Genomic DNA, 13,885 nt, shown 5'->3' with positions numbered 1-13,885 from the left:
GAACTATGACGGACATCGATTGGAATGACGAAACTACGCGACGGCAGGACGCGCTATTGCGCGACTTGTCGTCGCTGCTTGCTATCCCGAGCGTGAAAGACGAACAGTCGGCAACTCCCGGAATGCCGCTCGGAATCGAATCGGCTAAAGCGCTGGCTTTTATCCTGGACTTAGCCGGACGGGAAGGGCTTCGAACCGCGAGTATTGACGGGATTGTCGGATATGCCGAATATGATGCAACCGATGAGGAGACGGGCGCGGATTACATTGCGGTTCTGTGCCACGTTGACGTAGTACCCGCAAGCGGAGAGTGGACCTCCCCGCCCTTCGAACCAACTCTTCGGGACGGCAGACTCTACGCGCGCGGCGCTCTTGACGACAAAGGACCGGCTATTGCCGCGTTATACGGGCTTCTCATCGTGAAAGAGCTTGGGTTGCCGCTCCGCCATCGGGTTCGCCTCATTGTGGGGACGGACGAAGAAACTGGTATGAATTGCATGGACGTCTATAATCGCCATGAGCTGCCGCCCGTAGCCGGATTCACGCCCGATGCGGACTTCCCGATCGTCCATGCGGAGAAGGGACAAGTGAATTCCCGGATGACTTTGCGCTTCTCGGAAGGCAGCGCTCGGCAGAACGAATCTGGGCTAGTCGGCTATAGACTCCGCTCTTTCCAAGCAGGGACGGCCGCCAATATGGTTCCCGATCGCGCGGAAGCCGTCGTTCAAGGATCGCCCGCTCAGTTGGAACGGTTAATCACGGCTTTCTGGTCGTATTGCGCCAACAAACAGATCGTAGGCTCAATGGCCTCGGATTTAACTGAGCAGAATGCCGCCGCGATTCTCCGCATGGAAGGCAAGTCCGCTCACGGCATGGCTCCGGAAACGGGCGACAACGCGGGCATTCGCTTGTTGGAATTTCTATACGAACAACCGTTTACCGGTGATGACCGCCGATTTATACATGCAGCGGTCGAGTTGCTAGCGGGAGACACTTCGGGGACAGCCCTTGGGATTGCATGCTGCGACGAGGTGATGGGACCGCTTACCGTCAATATCGGATTGCTCCGATACGAACCTCATAATAGGGATGCTTATTTCCATTTGAATATTCGCTTCCCGGTATGTACGGAAGGAGAAGCGATCGTCGCGAATATCGCTTCCCGGATTGAAGGATATGGCTTCGAATTGACGCCCCCGATCCTCAAGCCACCGCACGTAGTCCCGTCCGACCATCCCATGATTCCTACGCTGCAGAAGATATATTCGGAGCATATCGGCATGGAAGCGACGCTCTTATCGACCGGAGGCGGAACCTACGCTTGTAAGCTGGCGAGTTGCGTTGCGTTCGGTCCGCTATTCCCGGGCGAGCCGGATACCGCCCATCAGCAAGACGAATCGATAGCGATCGACAGCTTGATGCAAGCAACGGCCCTCTACGCCAGGGCGATCTACGAACTAGCTAATTTGGATTATTCGCAGCGGAAAGAAGGTTAATCGCGTCTATGAATATTACGGTCGTTAACCGAGAAGATCGCGTTGCAGATGAAGTCGAGATCATTCTCTATCTGGTCATGGAGGGAGACGCTACGCCGTCCGGGCTCGACTTCGAGCTTAGGCCCGCAATGGTCTCTGCAGGCAAGATCACCGTTGTATACGGCGCAAGGGGCAAGCAGCATCGAATGCTCGTCGGACTTGGCTCAGTTGCCGGTTTCGATGCCGAACGGTTACGTCGAGCAGCCGGATGCGCCGCCCGGGCGATCGGGACGGAAGGCTATCGTTCCGTTGCCGTTGCCCTGGAAGTCTCGGCGGATAATCTTAATGAAGAATCGTTCATGGAGGCTTGGGTGGAAGGCTGGCTATTAGGCCGTTATACATTTGATAAATACAAACAAACTCCACAGCAGCAGTCCATCGAGCGGATGTTTCTCATTAGCGAGAATAAAGAACCCCAATCCCTTAACCGTATGATCGCAAGGACGGTTCATCGCGCGGAAAGCATCATGCTCGCAAGAGATTGGTGCAACGAGCCTGCGAACGTGATGACACCCGGGTACTTGGTCGAACAAGTCGAGCGGCTGTTCGCGGGACGGAATGTAGGGACGAGAATTTACCGGGGCGAGGAGCTCGAGCAATTCGGCATGAACGGCCTTCTGGCCGTGGGACAAGGCAGTCGGCACCAGCCGGCTCTTATCGAGCTTACCTACTCGCCCAATCCCTCCCTTCCGCTGCTTGCCTTAGTCGGCAAAGGGATGACGTTCGACATGGGCGGCATGAACGTTAAGACCGGACGGGATCTAAGCGAGGCCCGTTTCGATATGGGCGGGGCATGCGCGGTCGTCGGGGCGCTGGATTTCTTACTCCGTAACGAGTCCCCCGCCAATGTCGTCGCCCTTATCGCGATTGCCGATAATGTTCCGGGAGCCGGAGCACTGCTGCCCTCTTCGATCATTCGTTATCCGAACGGATTAACCGTGCAGGTCGGCAACACCGATGCGGAAGGTCGGCTAATCCTTGCCGATGCGTTGCTCCATGCTCAACGGCTAGGCGCCGAAGAGATCATCGACATCGCAACGTTAACCGGAAGTATCGGCCATGCGCTCGGACTTCGGGTAGCAGGGGTATGGGGACACCGGAGCTGCACGGAGAAACTGCAGGGCATTGGCGAACGCAACGGCGATCGCGTATGGCCGATGCCGCTCGTGGACGATGACGAGAGCCTGCTGCGAAGCGAATATGCCGATCTAAACAACATTAGCTCAAGCGCTTACGGAGGAGCGGTTGCCGCCGCCCTATTCCTACGAAAATTTATCGGCGGCTCCGTCCGTTGGGCGCATATCGACATGGCCAATACCGTTCAGGCTTCAGCCCACCGGGGATATGAAACGGCGGGCGCAACGGGATTCGGAGTCCGCTTGCTAGCCGATTACGTAATGCACAATAGTAGCCTGCACGGGGAGGGAACCGATCTATGATTCTCGAAGTTATTGCCATTAGCGTCTCCGATGTGAGAGATGCCGTCCGTCTCGGAGCCGACCGGATCGAGCTGGTGACGGGCATCGCCGAAGGCGGGCTAACGCCGAGTCTCGGTTTGATCGAAGCTGCCGTTACGGCCGCGGCTTCGATCCCGGTTAACGTGATGGTTCGTCCTCATAGCCAATCGTTCTGCTATAAGGAAGACGACCTGGGCGTGATGGTACGAGACATCGAGACGATTCGGCAGACCGGCGCAGCCGGTATCGTGCTCGGCACGCTCACCTCCTCCGGAGGCATTCATATTCCCGCTCTGGAGAAGCTGCTAGTCGCCGCCGAGCGTCTGGACGTTACGTTCCATCGTGCGTTCGACGAGATACAGGATCAGCTTAGCGCATTGCAATCCATAGCCGCTTATCCGCAAATCAGCCGAATCCTCACCTCTGGCGGACAAGCTCCCGTTCCGCGGGCGATTCCTCGCCTTCGCGAATTAAATGAAGCGGCACGGCATACGAACCTGCGCATTCTCGCCGGGCATGGTCTGACTCCGGATGCATTGGATGAAGTACTAAAGGAAACCGGCGTAACGGAAGTTCACTTCGGCTCCGCCATCCGCGAGGACAATACGTTCGCAAGTCCGATCTCCGCGGTAAAGATGCAGCATGTCCGGAAGATTATCGACTCTCGCTCCCTCATCTGAGGCGATTTTTGACGTTATCCCGTTCGCTCAGGCGGGTATGCCCGACGTTTTCTGAGCGAATGGGATAACGCGGACAGCCGAAGTTTCATACTCGCTCCGAACTTTGGTAAAATAAAAGCAAGGAGTTGAGCCAAACGTGAAAAACGAATTGATAACTAGATTTAAGACCTATGTGCAAGTAGATACGCAGTCCAACGAGAGCAGCCAAAGTTGCCCGACAACGGAAGGCCAATTAACGCTTGGCCGGATGCTGGTCGAGGAGCTGAAGCAGATCGGCATGCAAGAAGTGACGATGGACGACAACGGTTATGTTATGGCGACTTTGCCTGCGAATACGGAGAAGAAAGTCCCGACGATCGGCTTTCTCGCCCACATCGATACGGCAACCGACTTTACCGGCAAAGGGGTTAACCCTCAGATCGTCGAGAACTATGACGGCAACGACATCGTACTGAATGAAGCTCAGCAGATCGTATTATCCCCTCGGGATTTCCCGGAGTTGTCCGGTTATAAAGGGCAAACGTTGATTACGACGGACGGTACGACGTTGCTTGGCGCAGATGACAAGGCCGGCATGACGGAGATTATGACCGCGATGGCTTACCTGATTGAGCACCCGGAAATCAAGCACGGACGCATTAGAGTCGCCTTTACGCCGGACGAGGAAATCGGAAGAGGGCCTCACCGTTTTGACGTCGCCGCATTCGACGCAAGCTACGCTTACACGATGGATGGCGGCCCCCTAGGCGAGCTGCAATACGAGAGCTTTAACGCCGCAGTGGCACGGATTACATGCACGGGGAAAATCGTTCATCCCGGTACGGCCAAAGGTAAAATGGTGCATTCCGCGAAGATCGCGATGGAGATTAACAGCCGGCTCCCTGCGGAAGAGGCCCCTGAGTACACGGAAGACTACGAAGGCTTCTTCCACCTGATCTCCATTCAAGGCGACGTGGAAGAAACCAAGCTTCATTACATTATTAGAGATTTCGATAAGGAACGGTTCAACGGGAGAAAAGCGCAATTGACCAGCATTGTGGAAGATCTGAAGGCCGCTTACGGAGAAGAGCGTATCGTGCTGGAGATCAAAGACCAATATTTCAATATGCGCGAGAAGATCGAGCCGGTTAAAGAAATCGTAGATATCGCCCACCAAGCGATGGTCAGCCTCGGCATCGAGCCGATCGTGCGCCCGATTCGCGGCGGGACCGACGGCTCCCAGCTTTCCTATATGGGCTTGCCGACTCCGAATATTTTTACAGGTGGCGAGAACTACCATGGACGGTTCGAATACGTTTCGGTAGATACGATGATCAAAGCCACTAACGTGATTATCGAGATCGCTAAACTTTTCGAGCAGAGGGCGTAACGTCTGCTGGCTCGAACCGGTATACGTCAAGGTCGATGCAATCGTTCAAGCCGAACTCGACGCCTTCGTTAGCCAGATAGTGCTTCTGCATATACTTTCCTTCTCCCTCTTGAATCGCGATTTCCCCTTTCGCGTTCACGACTCTATGCCAAGGCAGGTCATGCTTCGCGCTTAGCGAATGCAGAATTCTAACGACCTGTCTGGCCCCTCTCGGGCTTCCGGCGCATGCCGCGATCTGTCCATAAGTCATGACATATCCTTCTGGAATGCTTTTAATCATTTCAACTACCCGTTCCGTAAAAGGCTGCATGCTTCCACACCTTTCCTACCTAGAGATAAGTAAGCCCATTTTAGCATATCCGCATGCATTGGGACGACCCGCCCATCACCCTCACCTTTCATAACGTTCAAGCATTCTCACGGCTTCTTCCTGAACTTTGCGTTGAAGGCTCTCTGGCTCTAGCACCTTAGCTTCCGCTCCCCAACCTAGCACCCAATGCAGCACATCCTCGGGAGCTCTGACGCGAAGAGTAACCAGCACCCCTTCAGGAACGTCTTCCGTTGACGCCAGATAGAAATTTTTGGACTCTTTTACCCGATCCGCGATTTCCAGGCTCGCCAGAACGCGCACTTCCATCGAACGATCGTTCGCAGGAACGTAATTGCTCATACGAAAATCCGGAGGTAACGCGAACGTTTCCTCCAGATCCTGTAGTTCCGTCATGCGAGATAGCCGAAAATGCCGAATTTCTTGGCGAAGCTCACAGTACCCTACCAGCAACCATGAACCCAGCACGAACGATAGCCCGTAAGGACGAACGGTACGAACGCTTCTCCGGCCGTCCTTCTCATCCGAAGTTACTTTGAGATATCCAAAGCCGACTTTCCGCCTCGCCAGTATCGCCCGGCGAAGCTGGGCAATGCTTTCTCTTTCCGCCTCGTCGACGACTTCCTCGCGAGCCACGACGGGAAGTTTCATCGTTTCCCTCAAGGCCTCCGCTTCCAATCGCACGTTTACGGGAAGAACGCCTTCTATTTTGCTGCGTGCCGTCCGCGCCCGCTCCCCGTATTCCCTATCGAATCTCTTCTCGATGAAATCCGCGCCGATCATCAAAGCCACGGCCTCGTCCGCCGAGAAGCTTACGGGAGGCAGGAAGTACCCCTCCATCAACGAATAGCCCGTGCCCGGGGCACCGAAGATCGGTACACCCGCTTCGCTAAGCGCTTGGACGTCCCGGTAAATTGTCCGCACGCTCGTCTCGAACGTGTTCGCCAAATCCTCCGCCCGTTGCATCCCCTTGCGCTGAATTTCCAGAATGATCGCTAACATCCTGTCCGTTTTGTTCATGATGCCCTTATGCCCACGAACGACTGCAAGCGGTGCAGTTGTTTGACATGATGGCGGAAATGCATTTCGACCATATTGAACCACTCCTTGGCATTAAGTGCACCCAAGCGGGGATGGGCCGCCGTAACATCCGGCGGTATTTCCTGCAGCATCGGCTCGATTTCTTGCATCTGTTGGAGGATATTCGACAAACCGCTGGTCAATTGTTCTTTGCCATTCGGTTGGAGAGGCGTGTATTGCGGCGAAGGAGGTACCGAGATTTTCGCATCGGGAAAACCGCCGTTCCGAAACACCGCTTCGCCCGCATCCGTCTTGACTCCGACGACGGCAGTCGCATCCAAGGCCTCTTCGCGACAGAGCTTAATATTGCGTAAGCTCATAAACTGGGTCGCGTTAATCAGATGGATATATACTTGCCCCAGAGACCATTCTTCATCGCTAGGCTTGCGGCATAGCTGTTCCTCGCTTACTCCTTCGAGTTGCTCCAAATAATAAGAGACCGTTTCTTCCAATGCATGCAAGCTTTCCTTAGTGTTCATTAACCGTACACCTAACCTTCCGTTGATTTATTTTAATAATAAACAACCGCTACTGACAACAGTATGTCAGTAGCGGTTGAGCTTTTTTTATGCTATTCGTCGCTTCCATCAAGTATAATCCAACTATTAAAGAAATCGTGAGGTGCTCATGATGCTTACACAAGATGTCGTAATCGGAATCGACGGCGGAGGAACCCATAGCCGGGCAATGGTCGCCGACCTTTCGGGAAGAGTGCTCGCTTATGTAGAAAAAGGGCCCGCCTCCCTCTACAAGGATTCATCCGCTGCTCGCAACGTCCATGACGCGATTACGGAAGCGTTAGAGAAAGCGGGCAGAGGCAAACAACATGTTCGAGGAATCGCTGCGGGAATTGCAGGGTACGATTCGCCGGCCGACCTCATCTGGGTCGAATCTCTCACCGAAGTTCCTGGAATCACTTGTCCGAAGTGGCATGTTAATGATGCCATTGTCGCTCACTATGGCGCATTGATGGCAAAACCCGGTATCGTGGTCATCTCCGGGACGGGCTCTAATATCGTAGCGGTCACGGAAAGCGGCCAACAACTGAGCAATTACGCCTTCCATCATTATGCGGCAAGCGCTGCTCGTTTTATTGCTTATAATACCGTTCACGAGATTCTTGCCGGGAATACGGACGCCTCCGACGAGGGGCTCATCCAAGCGATGCTGGAGCATTGGAATGTCCTATCGCTGCCGGAGTTTTACAAGTTGGCGCAGCAAGGGTTCGATGATGACCGGCAGCAACGGGACAAAACATTCGGCCAATTCGCTCCGATGGTTACGCATGCCGCGAATCAGCGCAGCTCGGTAGCCGTTAACGTGTGCGATCGGGCTATTCATCAAATCAAAGTCGGAATCGAACTGCTATCCCGCGCCTTTGCCGGAAATACGGTCGAGGTCGCGTTTATCGGGAGCGTCATTAACAGCCCTTATTTCTCCAATCGGTTAAGCGAATTGCTCCTCGCTGGCAATCATAAGCGGTTTACCGTCGCGAAACCGATTTTGTCGCCCGTCGCCGGGGCAGTTCTGCTCGCCATGAGCAAATTAGAGCAACCGATCAAGGAAGAGATGATCCGTCATTTGCGGGAATTCGCGTGAGGCTCATGCCTATCCTCCCGGACGATAGTAAGGGTAATCCATCTTCTTCTGCACTTCCCTGGCAACGTCCGCATTCGTCAGGGATTCGATCAGAAATAAGCCCAAATCGATTGAGGCCGATACGCCCCCGCCGGTAAACACGTTGCCGTCGCGTACATCACTCCGAGAATCCCCATCCATGTCACCGCTTCACAGAACCCTGAAAAATCCAGCGTCGTCATCCCGTCAAACAAAACAAATGCCATTTTCATCGCCTAACACCCGCCCTTTCCTGGATCATGAGGATAAAGAAAAAAGCACTCGATCCAAAGATCAAGCACTTTGCCCAGGCGTACGGCCGATATCTGCGCGCTCCCTCATGGTTATCCATGTTTACGCCAGTTACACGCAGCTTATTGATTTATAATATTTTACATCCTATTTCTAGAAATGGTCAACACATGGTTTACTCATGTCTCCACCAAGCGTCTGTCGGATATCCTTCGGCTCTAATGTAGACGACCTCTCCGATTCTAGGTGTCGCAAGGGCGACATCACGTGCTCTCGCCGTCTCAGATGCATGTTCAACGGGGTCCGTCCAACCGTGCAGCGCAAGCGTGAAGGCTCCCCAATGAATCGGAACCATGACCTTTCCTTTCACATCGATGTGCGCTTGGACGGTTTCCTCCGGCATCATGTGGATCGCGGACCATCGCTCGTCGTATTGCCCACACTCCATGAAAGTCATATCGAATGGTCCGTATTTATCGCCGATTTGTTCGAAATGCGGGCCATAACCGCTATCTCCGCTAAAAAAGACTTTAGCCTGCTCGCCGATAATGACCCAGGAGCACCACAAAGTGGTGTTTCGATCCCCGATGCTTCTGCCCGAGAAATGGCGGGCCGGAGCGGTTACCAGCTTAAGCCCGTCGAACTCTAACTCTTCCCACCAATCATGCTCGGAAATGTTCGCACGGTTCACACCCCATCTCTCCAGATGTGGAGCAACTCCGAGCGGAACGAAAAATCGCTTCGTTTTATGTTTCAATTTGAGAATAGTGCCGTAATCCAGATGGTCGTAATGATCATGAGAGAGGATTACAGCATCTAGCTCAGGCAGGTCCTCAATCTCGATCGGCAATTGACGACTGTAACGTTTGCCTCCGAATAGTGCGAATGGAGATGGAGTTCGTCCCAACATCGGGTCTATGAAGATGGTTTTTCCATCTATATGCAATAGCACGGCCGAGTGACCAAACCATATCGCCTTGGCATGCTCCTCATTGGATTGAATTTGTCGGGCCGTTAGCGGAACAGTGGGTACGGGTAATTTCGGCTTCCCGTTGGGATTGCCTTTTATGAAATCAATCATAACCTTGGTCGTTTCTCCTATACTCATGCCCATATCCGTTGGAATAGGATACTCGAATCTCCCATTGATACGATTAGGGGATTCCTCCATCCTCCGTTTGCTTTCCCGTGACGGTCGTCCTCCAAGAGGAGGATAAAACCTCAGTACCAAATATACGATTACGGCGATTACGACGATTCCAGCGACAAATCCGATTGCCAGCTCCATGACGACTTCCCTCTTCTCCAGGTGATCAGCGACTTCTTAGACCGCCTTACTTTGATATAGCTAATCGTATACTGATTGAGAGAAGAAATCCATTGGCTAAAACGGCGTGGAAGAAGTGGGCGGGGCTCGGCGGGCTTGGCAGGCGGAGCGCTATCGTCGCTTTTTGCGACAATGAGCCGGGCGGGCTTGGCAGGCAGAGCGCTATCGTCGCTTTTTGCGACTATGAGCCGGGCGGGCTTGGCGGCCGGGCGCTATCGTCGCTTTTTGCGACTATGAGTCGGGTACGCTTCGCGGGCGGGGCGCTATCGTCGCTTTTTGCGACTATGAGCCGGGCAGGCTTGACGAGCCGGGCGCTATCGTCGCTTTTTGCGACAATGAGCCGGGTGCGCTTCGCGGGCGGGGCGTTATCGTCGCTTTTTGCGACAATGAGCCGCGGGGGCTTGGCTCGCGGGGCGCGTTCGATCGGAATATAGAACTAAAAAACGCCTCGCCCCCGAAGGGACGAAGCGTTCATATTACCTACAGTTCCTTTAATCGGAGTCCTTACCTTGATTACCGTAGCCATTCCCATTGGAGTTTTCTGGCGTTGTTTGCGGCTGTTGGCCACTTCCATAACCTTGGTTGCCTCCATTGCCCTGGTTGCCCCCATACCCCTTATTGCCTCCATTGCCTTGGCCGCCTCCATACCCTTGGTTGCTTCCATTGCCTTGGTTCCCACCATACCCCTTGTTGCCTCCGTACCCCTTCTCCTCCTTGGTCTTACCTTGCTCCTCTTCCTTAATCTTGCCTTTCTCCTCTTCCTTAGTCTTACCTTGCTCTTCTTCCTTAGTCTTACCTTGCTCTTCCTCTTTGATCTTGCCTTTTTCCTCTTCCTTAGCCTTGCCGTGATGTTCTTCCTGCTCTTCCTCTATTCCCTGGCCTTGACCGCCGCCTTGGCCTTGTCCACCACCGATGCCATGACCGCCTCCTGCTCCGCCGCCATGACCGCCTCCTGCTCCGCCGCCTTGGCCGCCTCCTGCTCCGCCGCCTTGACCGCCTCCTGCTCCGCCGCCTTGGCCGCCTCCTGCTCCGCCACCTTGACCGCCTCCTGCTCCGCCGCCTTGGCCGCCTCCTGCTCCGCCACCTTGACCGCCTCCTGCTCCGCCGCCTTGGCCGCCTCCTGCTCCGCCACCTTGGCCGCCTCCTGCTCCGCCGCCTTGGCCGCCTCCTGCTCCGCCGCCATAACCGCCTCCTGCTCCGCCGCCTTGACCACGTATTCCTTGACTGCGTATACCTTGGCCGCCACTACTCCCGACAACCTTCTTGCTGGAGTAAGCATACACTAGCGAAGTGAATGTCGCTTTATCCACGTTGCCCGTAACGGGCATGCCATGCTTCTTCTGAAAGTACTTTACCCCCCGAACAGTAGCCGTGTTATAGTATCCGGTAATCGGGCCCGAATAACTGCCGAGCGATTTCAGCATCCCTTGAATAACGAATACGTCGGGACCGTGCGCGCCCTTGCCCACCGCAGAGCTTACGTCGGGCATGCTTACCATCAGCGTAAGGACAAGCGCAACCAATCCCAACCATTTTCCAAATAACGACAGTTTTCTTACTCTAGAGCTATATGATCTGATGCTTCCATTTTCATGTTCCATCTTCGTTAATGCCCTCCTAATAATCCATTAATTTTGCTACCGCACTTACTATTCCCAAAATGTATTTTTCATCCCTCTGTTCTGTTATAAAAGCTGAGCACTTCGCTCCATCTCCACTGCTCGTAGAAATCCGCCCCCGCGTCGATGTTCTTAATCCACACTTGAGGCTGCTTGCCTCCTCGGCCCGAGATGAGCACATTGGATTGGCTTCGGTCTGATCTCACCCACCCGAGCTCGTTCACATACGGAAGATATTGCGGATTGAAATCCCCGTACTTAGCGGGAGGCTGACTTATGGGCTTGTTACGCGGACCTTGCAGCTTGATCTCGACCAGATTAGGAAGCGGTTTGGTTGCCGGGCTGCCGGTACTCTTCAGCTCCTTAGCTCTGGATACGACAATGTGCTGCAGCCCTTCCCAAGTAAAGCCCTGATCGACGTAACCCGACGGCGTATAGGAAATCGGCTTGCCAGTGGGCGCCTCTAACACTTTAAGCTGCTTATTGCTCGTAGCCTCTCTCCCGATGCCTCCAATGTACGCGAGCTTGTCCCCTCGATCCGCCCATTTAAACCATTCGTTATTGTTAACCATTTGATCGACCTTCCGGAATCCCTGGCCATCCGAGGCTAACAAGCATAACGTGTTGCTATCGGCAGACAGCGATGCGGTAGGCGTTGCGAGAAATGCGATCCATTTCCCCGATGTCGAGTATTTGAACCCGCTCGTTCCTACGGCAAAGAAGTCATCCGATTGCTTCGGCAGGACAAATAAGGTTCTACCTAAGCTTGCTGGCTTTCCCTCCGACGCAGGCTGTCCCTTCGGTGCTGCAACCCCATTACCCGTTAAAGGAATCTCGACAATTCGGACGGGCGTCCAACCGTCGGGAAGCAGTTCGGTTACGGTAGAAGCGATAAATCCATTGCCCTCCGGCAGCCAAGAATAGTTGCCTATTCCTTCTGCGATTTCGGCTTGCCGATCTGGCATATTCGGAGAGACCCATACCAACTTCTGCTCCAGCAGGAACGCGAGGCGATTATGGTCGGGGGACCACTGATAATTGCTTCCTCCCGTGCGAGAGACAAGCTGGCTTCTGCCAGTAGACGCCTGCAAGAGCTTAAGCTCTTGCTGGTTTTCACCGGTCGAATACGCGATCCACTCTCCGTCGAACGACCATTTCGGATTCCGAACGACTTCCCCTTTAGTCAATTGTCGCTCGGCGTCTCCCGTTTTTACCCATAGATCGCCGCCTCTTACGAACGCCGCTTTAAGGGAATCTTTCGTCTTCGCTGCGACGATGGCCGGATTCACTAGCCCTACTATTAGGGCAACGGCAAACAATGCCCAACCTAAACCGCGAATTACGCGCATGATCCGTCACCTCCGGAATTTCAATTCGTGATGCTGCATGACTAACCGTTCTACGTTGTCCCTAAGCTGGAAAATGTATTCGATAATCGCGCCTGAACGCAAAAAATCCCCCGAGGGAATGCCGATCGTCGGCATTCCCCTGAGGAATTGATGTTTCGATCATGTATCGTTATCGTTCGGACTTCTAACTCAAATCACGATCTCTTGAATATGAATATGTCGCTCTTGGCTAAGATCTAGGAAAGCCCCCTCAATTCTGATCAAGGGATTCGTATCGTCGTGAGGGTTAATGTAGACCACTTCTCCCCACCGACCATCGGTCAGCTTCACCCGGCTTCCGACAAGATGCCTGACCATCATTTTCAGAAATACGGACACGACCTCCGGGTCTAGTTCGCCAAAAGAGCCTTTGCGCATCTCGTTGATCACTTCATGAAATGGCAGCGGTTCGTGATACGGACGTTTCGACGACATGGCATGGAACACATCTGCGACGGCAACGATTCTGCTGAAAGGATCTACCTGGTGCTCCTGCAGCTTAAGAGGATATCCCCTCGCATCCGATCTTTCATGGTGCTGAAGGGCAACAAGAGAAACACGAGGATTTAACTCCGGCGTGTTCTTAAGAATTTCGTAGCCATAAGTCGTATGCCGTTTGATTTCTTCGAACTCTTCCGCGGTCAGCTTACCCGGCTTGAGCAGAATGTCGTCCGAAATATGGACTTTCCCGATATCGTGCAGCGTTGCGGCCATTGTCAGAATAGACAATTCCGATTCGCTCAACCCCATCCATCTGCCGATCAACGTAGATAATACGCCGACCCCGATATTATGCTGGTGGGTATACTCGTCCTTGGCTTTCACGGACTCGAAGAGCTGGAACACATCCGAATGCGAGGACATCTGCTCTACAATGGGAAGCAGCTCATTGTTGATTTCGGACATCGGTAGCTTCTTCGTCGCTTTAACCTCGTCGAATAAATCTTGAGAGAATCGAGAAGCTTGCTTTACTAAATCCGTCGGATTAAACACGAAGCGTTCCGTATTCTCGTCCAGCAGCATAATCTCCGATTGATGGATATGATGTTGCTCGAGCAGACGGATATACCCTTCGTCAATCGTTGTTCTGGCAGGAACGAGCAACAACCCTACTGCATTCAAGACGTCGTTTTTGGATTTTTTGCCTAGCAGCATATCTAAATTCAATTATCGTCATCCCCGCTCAGTCAGACATTCGGAATAAACCTTCATTTACAAAATATACCTTAATAT

14 protein-coding genes and 1 riboswitch are annotated in these 13,885 nt (G+C 53.5%); of the genes, 6 read left to right on the top strand and 8 right to left on the bottom strand.

Features of this window, described 5'->3' with window-relative positions; genetic code table 11:
• Positions 1 to 5: 5 nt before the first annotated feature.
• From pepV to pepT, 4 genes are all read left to right on the top strand, one after another.
• A complete protein-coding gene (gene pepV, locus L3D05_RS08900) occupies positions 6 to 1,496 on the top strand; it encodes a dipeptidase PepV (protein WP_239615677.1) in 1,491 nt (496 codons plus the stop codon).
• An 8-nt stretch (positions 1,497 to 1,504) separates the two neighbouring features.
• Complete coding sequence (locus tag L3D05_RS08895; RefSeq protein ID WP_239615676.1) at positions 1,505 to 2,974, top strand: leucyl aminopeptidase family protein; 1,470 nt, start codon at positions 1,505 to 1,507, stop codon at positions 2,972 to 2,974.
• On the top strand, positions 2,971 to 3,672 hold the full coding sequence (locus L3D05_RS08890) for a copper homeostasis protein CutC (protein ID WP_239615675.1): 702 nt from the start codon (positions 2,971 to 2,973) through the stop codon (positions 3,670 to 3,672). Before L3D05_RS08895 ends, L3D05_RS08890 begins: the two co-directional genes overlap by 4 nt.
• 136 nt (positions 3,673 to 3,808) lie before the next feature.
• The gene (gene pepT / locus L3D05_RS08885) at positions 3,809 to 5,041 is read left to right on the top strand and encodes a peptidase T (RefSeq protein WP_239615674.1); all 1,233 of its coding nucleotides are present in this window, start codon (positions 3,809 to 3,811) and stop codon (positions 5,039 to 5,041) included.
• Here pepT and L3D05_RS08880 read toward each other — a convergent pair.
• The 3 genes from L3D05_RS08880 to L3D05_RS08870 form a co-directional block, all read right to left on the bottom strand.
• Positions 5,016 to 5,351, bottom strand: a complete 336-nt coding sequence (locus L3D05_RS08880; RefSeq protein WP_239615673.1) for an MGMT family protein — start codon at positions 5,349 to 5,351, stop codon at positions 5,016 to 5,018. The genes pepT and L3D05_RS08880 overlap by 26 nt on opposite strands.
• An 81-nt stretch (positions 5,352 to 5,432) precedes the next feature.
• A complete protein-coding gene (locus tag L3D05_RS08875) occupies positions 5,433 to 6,389 on the bottom strand; it encodes a helix-turn-helix transcriptional regulator (protein ID WP_239615672.1) in 957 nt (318 codons plus the stop codon).
• Positions 6,386 to 6,928 (bottom strand): DinB family protein, encoded by a 543-nt coding sequence (locus L3D05_RS08870; RefSeq protein WP_239615671.1) that lies wholly within the window; start codon positions 6,926 to 6,928, stop codon positions 6,386 to 6,388. The genes L3D05_RS08875 and L3D05_RS08870 overlap by 4 nt, the downstream gene beginning before the upstream one ends.
• A gap of 148 nt (positions 6,929 to 7,076) precedes the next feature.
• Here L3D05_RS08870 and L3D05_RS08865 point away from each other — a divergent pair, with 148 nt between their 5' ends.
• Entirely contained in the window at positions 7,077 to 8,048 is a 972-nt protein-coding gene (locus L3D05_RS08865; RefSeq protein WP_239615670.1) for a BadF/BadG/BcrA/BcrD ATPase family protein, read from the top strand.
• A gap of 9 nt (positions 8,049 to 8,057) precedes the next feature.
• Here the strand turns inward: L3D05_RS08865 and L3D05_RS08860 are convergent, their stop codons facing one another.
• Positions 8,058 to 8,228, bottom strand: a complete 171-nt coding sequence (locus L3D05_RS08860) for a type 1 glutamine amidotransferase family protein (RefSeq protein WP_239615669.1) — start codon at positions 8,226 to 8,228, stop codon at positions 8,058 to 8,060.
• 136 nt (positions 8,229 to 8,364) lie between these two features.
• A riboswitch (ZMP/ZTP riboswitch) is annotated at positions 8,365 to 8,443 on the bottom strand.
• 50 nt (positions 8,444 to 8,493) lie between these two features.
• Complete coding sequence (locus L3D05_RS08855; RefSeq protein ID WP_239615668.1) at positions 8,494 to 9,606, bottom strand: MBL fold metallo-hydrolase; 1,113 nt, start codon at positions 9,604 to 9,606, stop codon at positions 8,494 to 8,496.
• A 92-nt stretch (positions 9,607 to 9,698) separates the two neighbouring features.
• Between L3D05_RS08855 and L3D05_RS08850 the strand changes: the two genes are divergently transcribed.
• A complete protein-coding gene (locus tag L3D05_RS08850; RefSeq protein WP_239615667.1) occupies positions 9,699 to 10,079 on the top strand; it encodes a hypothetical protein in 381 nt (126 codons plus the stop codon).
• 57 nt (positions 10,080 to 10,136) lie between these two features.
• Here the strand turns inward: L3D05_RS08850 and L3D05_RS08845 are convergent, their stop codons facing one another.
• From L3D05_RS08845 to L3D05_RS08835, 3 genes are all read right to left on the bottom strand, one after another.
• The gene (locus L3D05_RS08845; protein WP_239615666.1) at positions 10,137 to 11,246 is read right to left on the bottom strand and encodes a peptidoglycan-binding domain-containing protein; all 1,110 of its coding nucleotides are present in this window, start codon (positions 11,244 to 11,246) and stop codon (positions 10,137 to 10,139) included.
• A gap of 68 nt (positions 11,247 to 11,314) precedes the next feature.
• Positions 11,315 to 12,613, bottom strand: a complete 1,299-nt coding sequence (locus L3D05_RS08840; RefSeq protein ID WP_239615665.1) for a translocation protein TolB — start codon at positions 12,611 to 12,613, stop codon at positions 11,315 to 11,317.
• Between the two features lie 189 nt (positions 12,614 to 12,802).
• Positions 12,803 to 13,819, bottom strand: a complete 1,017-nt coding sequence (locus L3D05_RS08835) for an HD-GYP domain-containing protein (protein WP_239615664.1) — start codon at positions 13,817 to 13,819, stop codon at positions 12,803 to 12,805.
• Between the last annotated feature and the right edge of the window lie 66 nt (positions 13,820 to 13,885).

Origin of the sequence: Cohnella mopanensis, from assembly GCF_022352055.1 — a bacterium.
Classification (GTDB): domain Bacteria; phylum Bacillota; class Bacilli; order Paenibacillales; family Paenibacillaceae; genus Cohnella; species Cohnella mopanensis.
The sequence above is the reverse complement of the archived record's forward strand: the minus strand, read 5'-3'. Positions and strand labels throughout refer to the sequence as shown.

Excerpts from the sequence above, each read along its gene's own strand:
- L3D05_RS08875 (WP_239615672.1), bottom strand. The coding sequence starts at position 6,389 with ATGAACAAAACGGACAGGATGTTAGCGATCATTCTGGAAATTCAGCGC.
- L3D05_RS08895 (WP_239615676.1), top strand. The coding sequence starts at position 1,505 with ATGAATATTACGGTCGTTAACCGAGAAGATCGCGTTGCAGATGAAGTC.
- L3D05_RS08865 (WP_239615670.1), top strand. The coding sequence starts at position 7,077 with ATGATGCTTACACAAGATGTCGTAATCGGAATCGACGGCGGAGGAACC.
- L3D05_RS08890 (WP_239615675.1), top strand. The coding sequence starts at position 2,971 with ATGATTCTCGAAGTTATTGCCATTAGCGTCTCCGATGTGAGAGATGCC.
- L3D05_RS08860 (WP_239615669.1), bottom strand. The coding sequence starts at position 8,228 with ATGGATGGGGATTCTCGGAGTGATGTACGCGACGGCAACGTGTTTACC.
- L3D05_RS08845 (WP_239615666.1), bottom strand. The coding sequence starts at position 11,246 with ATGGAACATGAAAATGGAAGCATCAGATCATATAGCTCTAGAGTAAGA.
- L3D05_RS08880 (WP_239615673.1), bottom strand. The coding sequence starts at position 5,351 with ATGCAGCCTTTTACGGAACGGGTAGTTGAAATGATTAAAAGCATTCCA.
- L3D05_RS08840 (WP_239615665.1), bottom strand. The coding sequence starts at position 12,613 with ATGCGCGTAATTCGCGGTTTAGGTTGGGCATTGTTTGCCGTTGCCCTA.
- L3D05_RS08870 (WP_239615671.1), bottom strand. The coding sequence starts at position 6,928 with ATGAACACTAAGGAAAGCTTGCATGCATTGGAAGAAACGGTCTCTTAT.
- L3D05_RS08855 (WP_239615668.1), bottom strand. The coding sequence starts at position 9,606 with ATGGAGCTGGCAATCGGATTTGTCGCTGGAATCGTCGTAATCGCCGTA.
- pepV (WP_239615677.1), top strand. The coding sequence starts at position 6 with ATGACGGACATCGATTGGAATGACGAAACTACGCGACGGCAGGACGCG.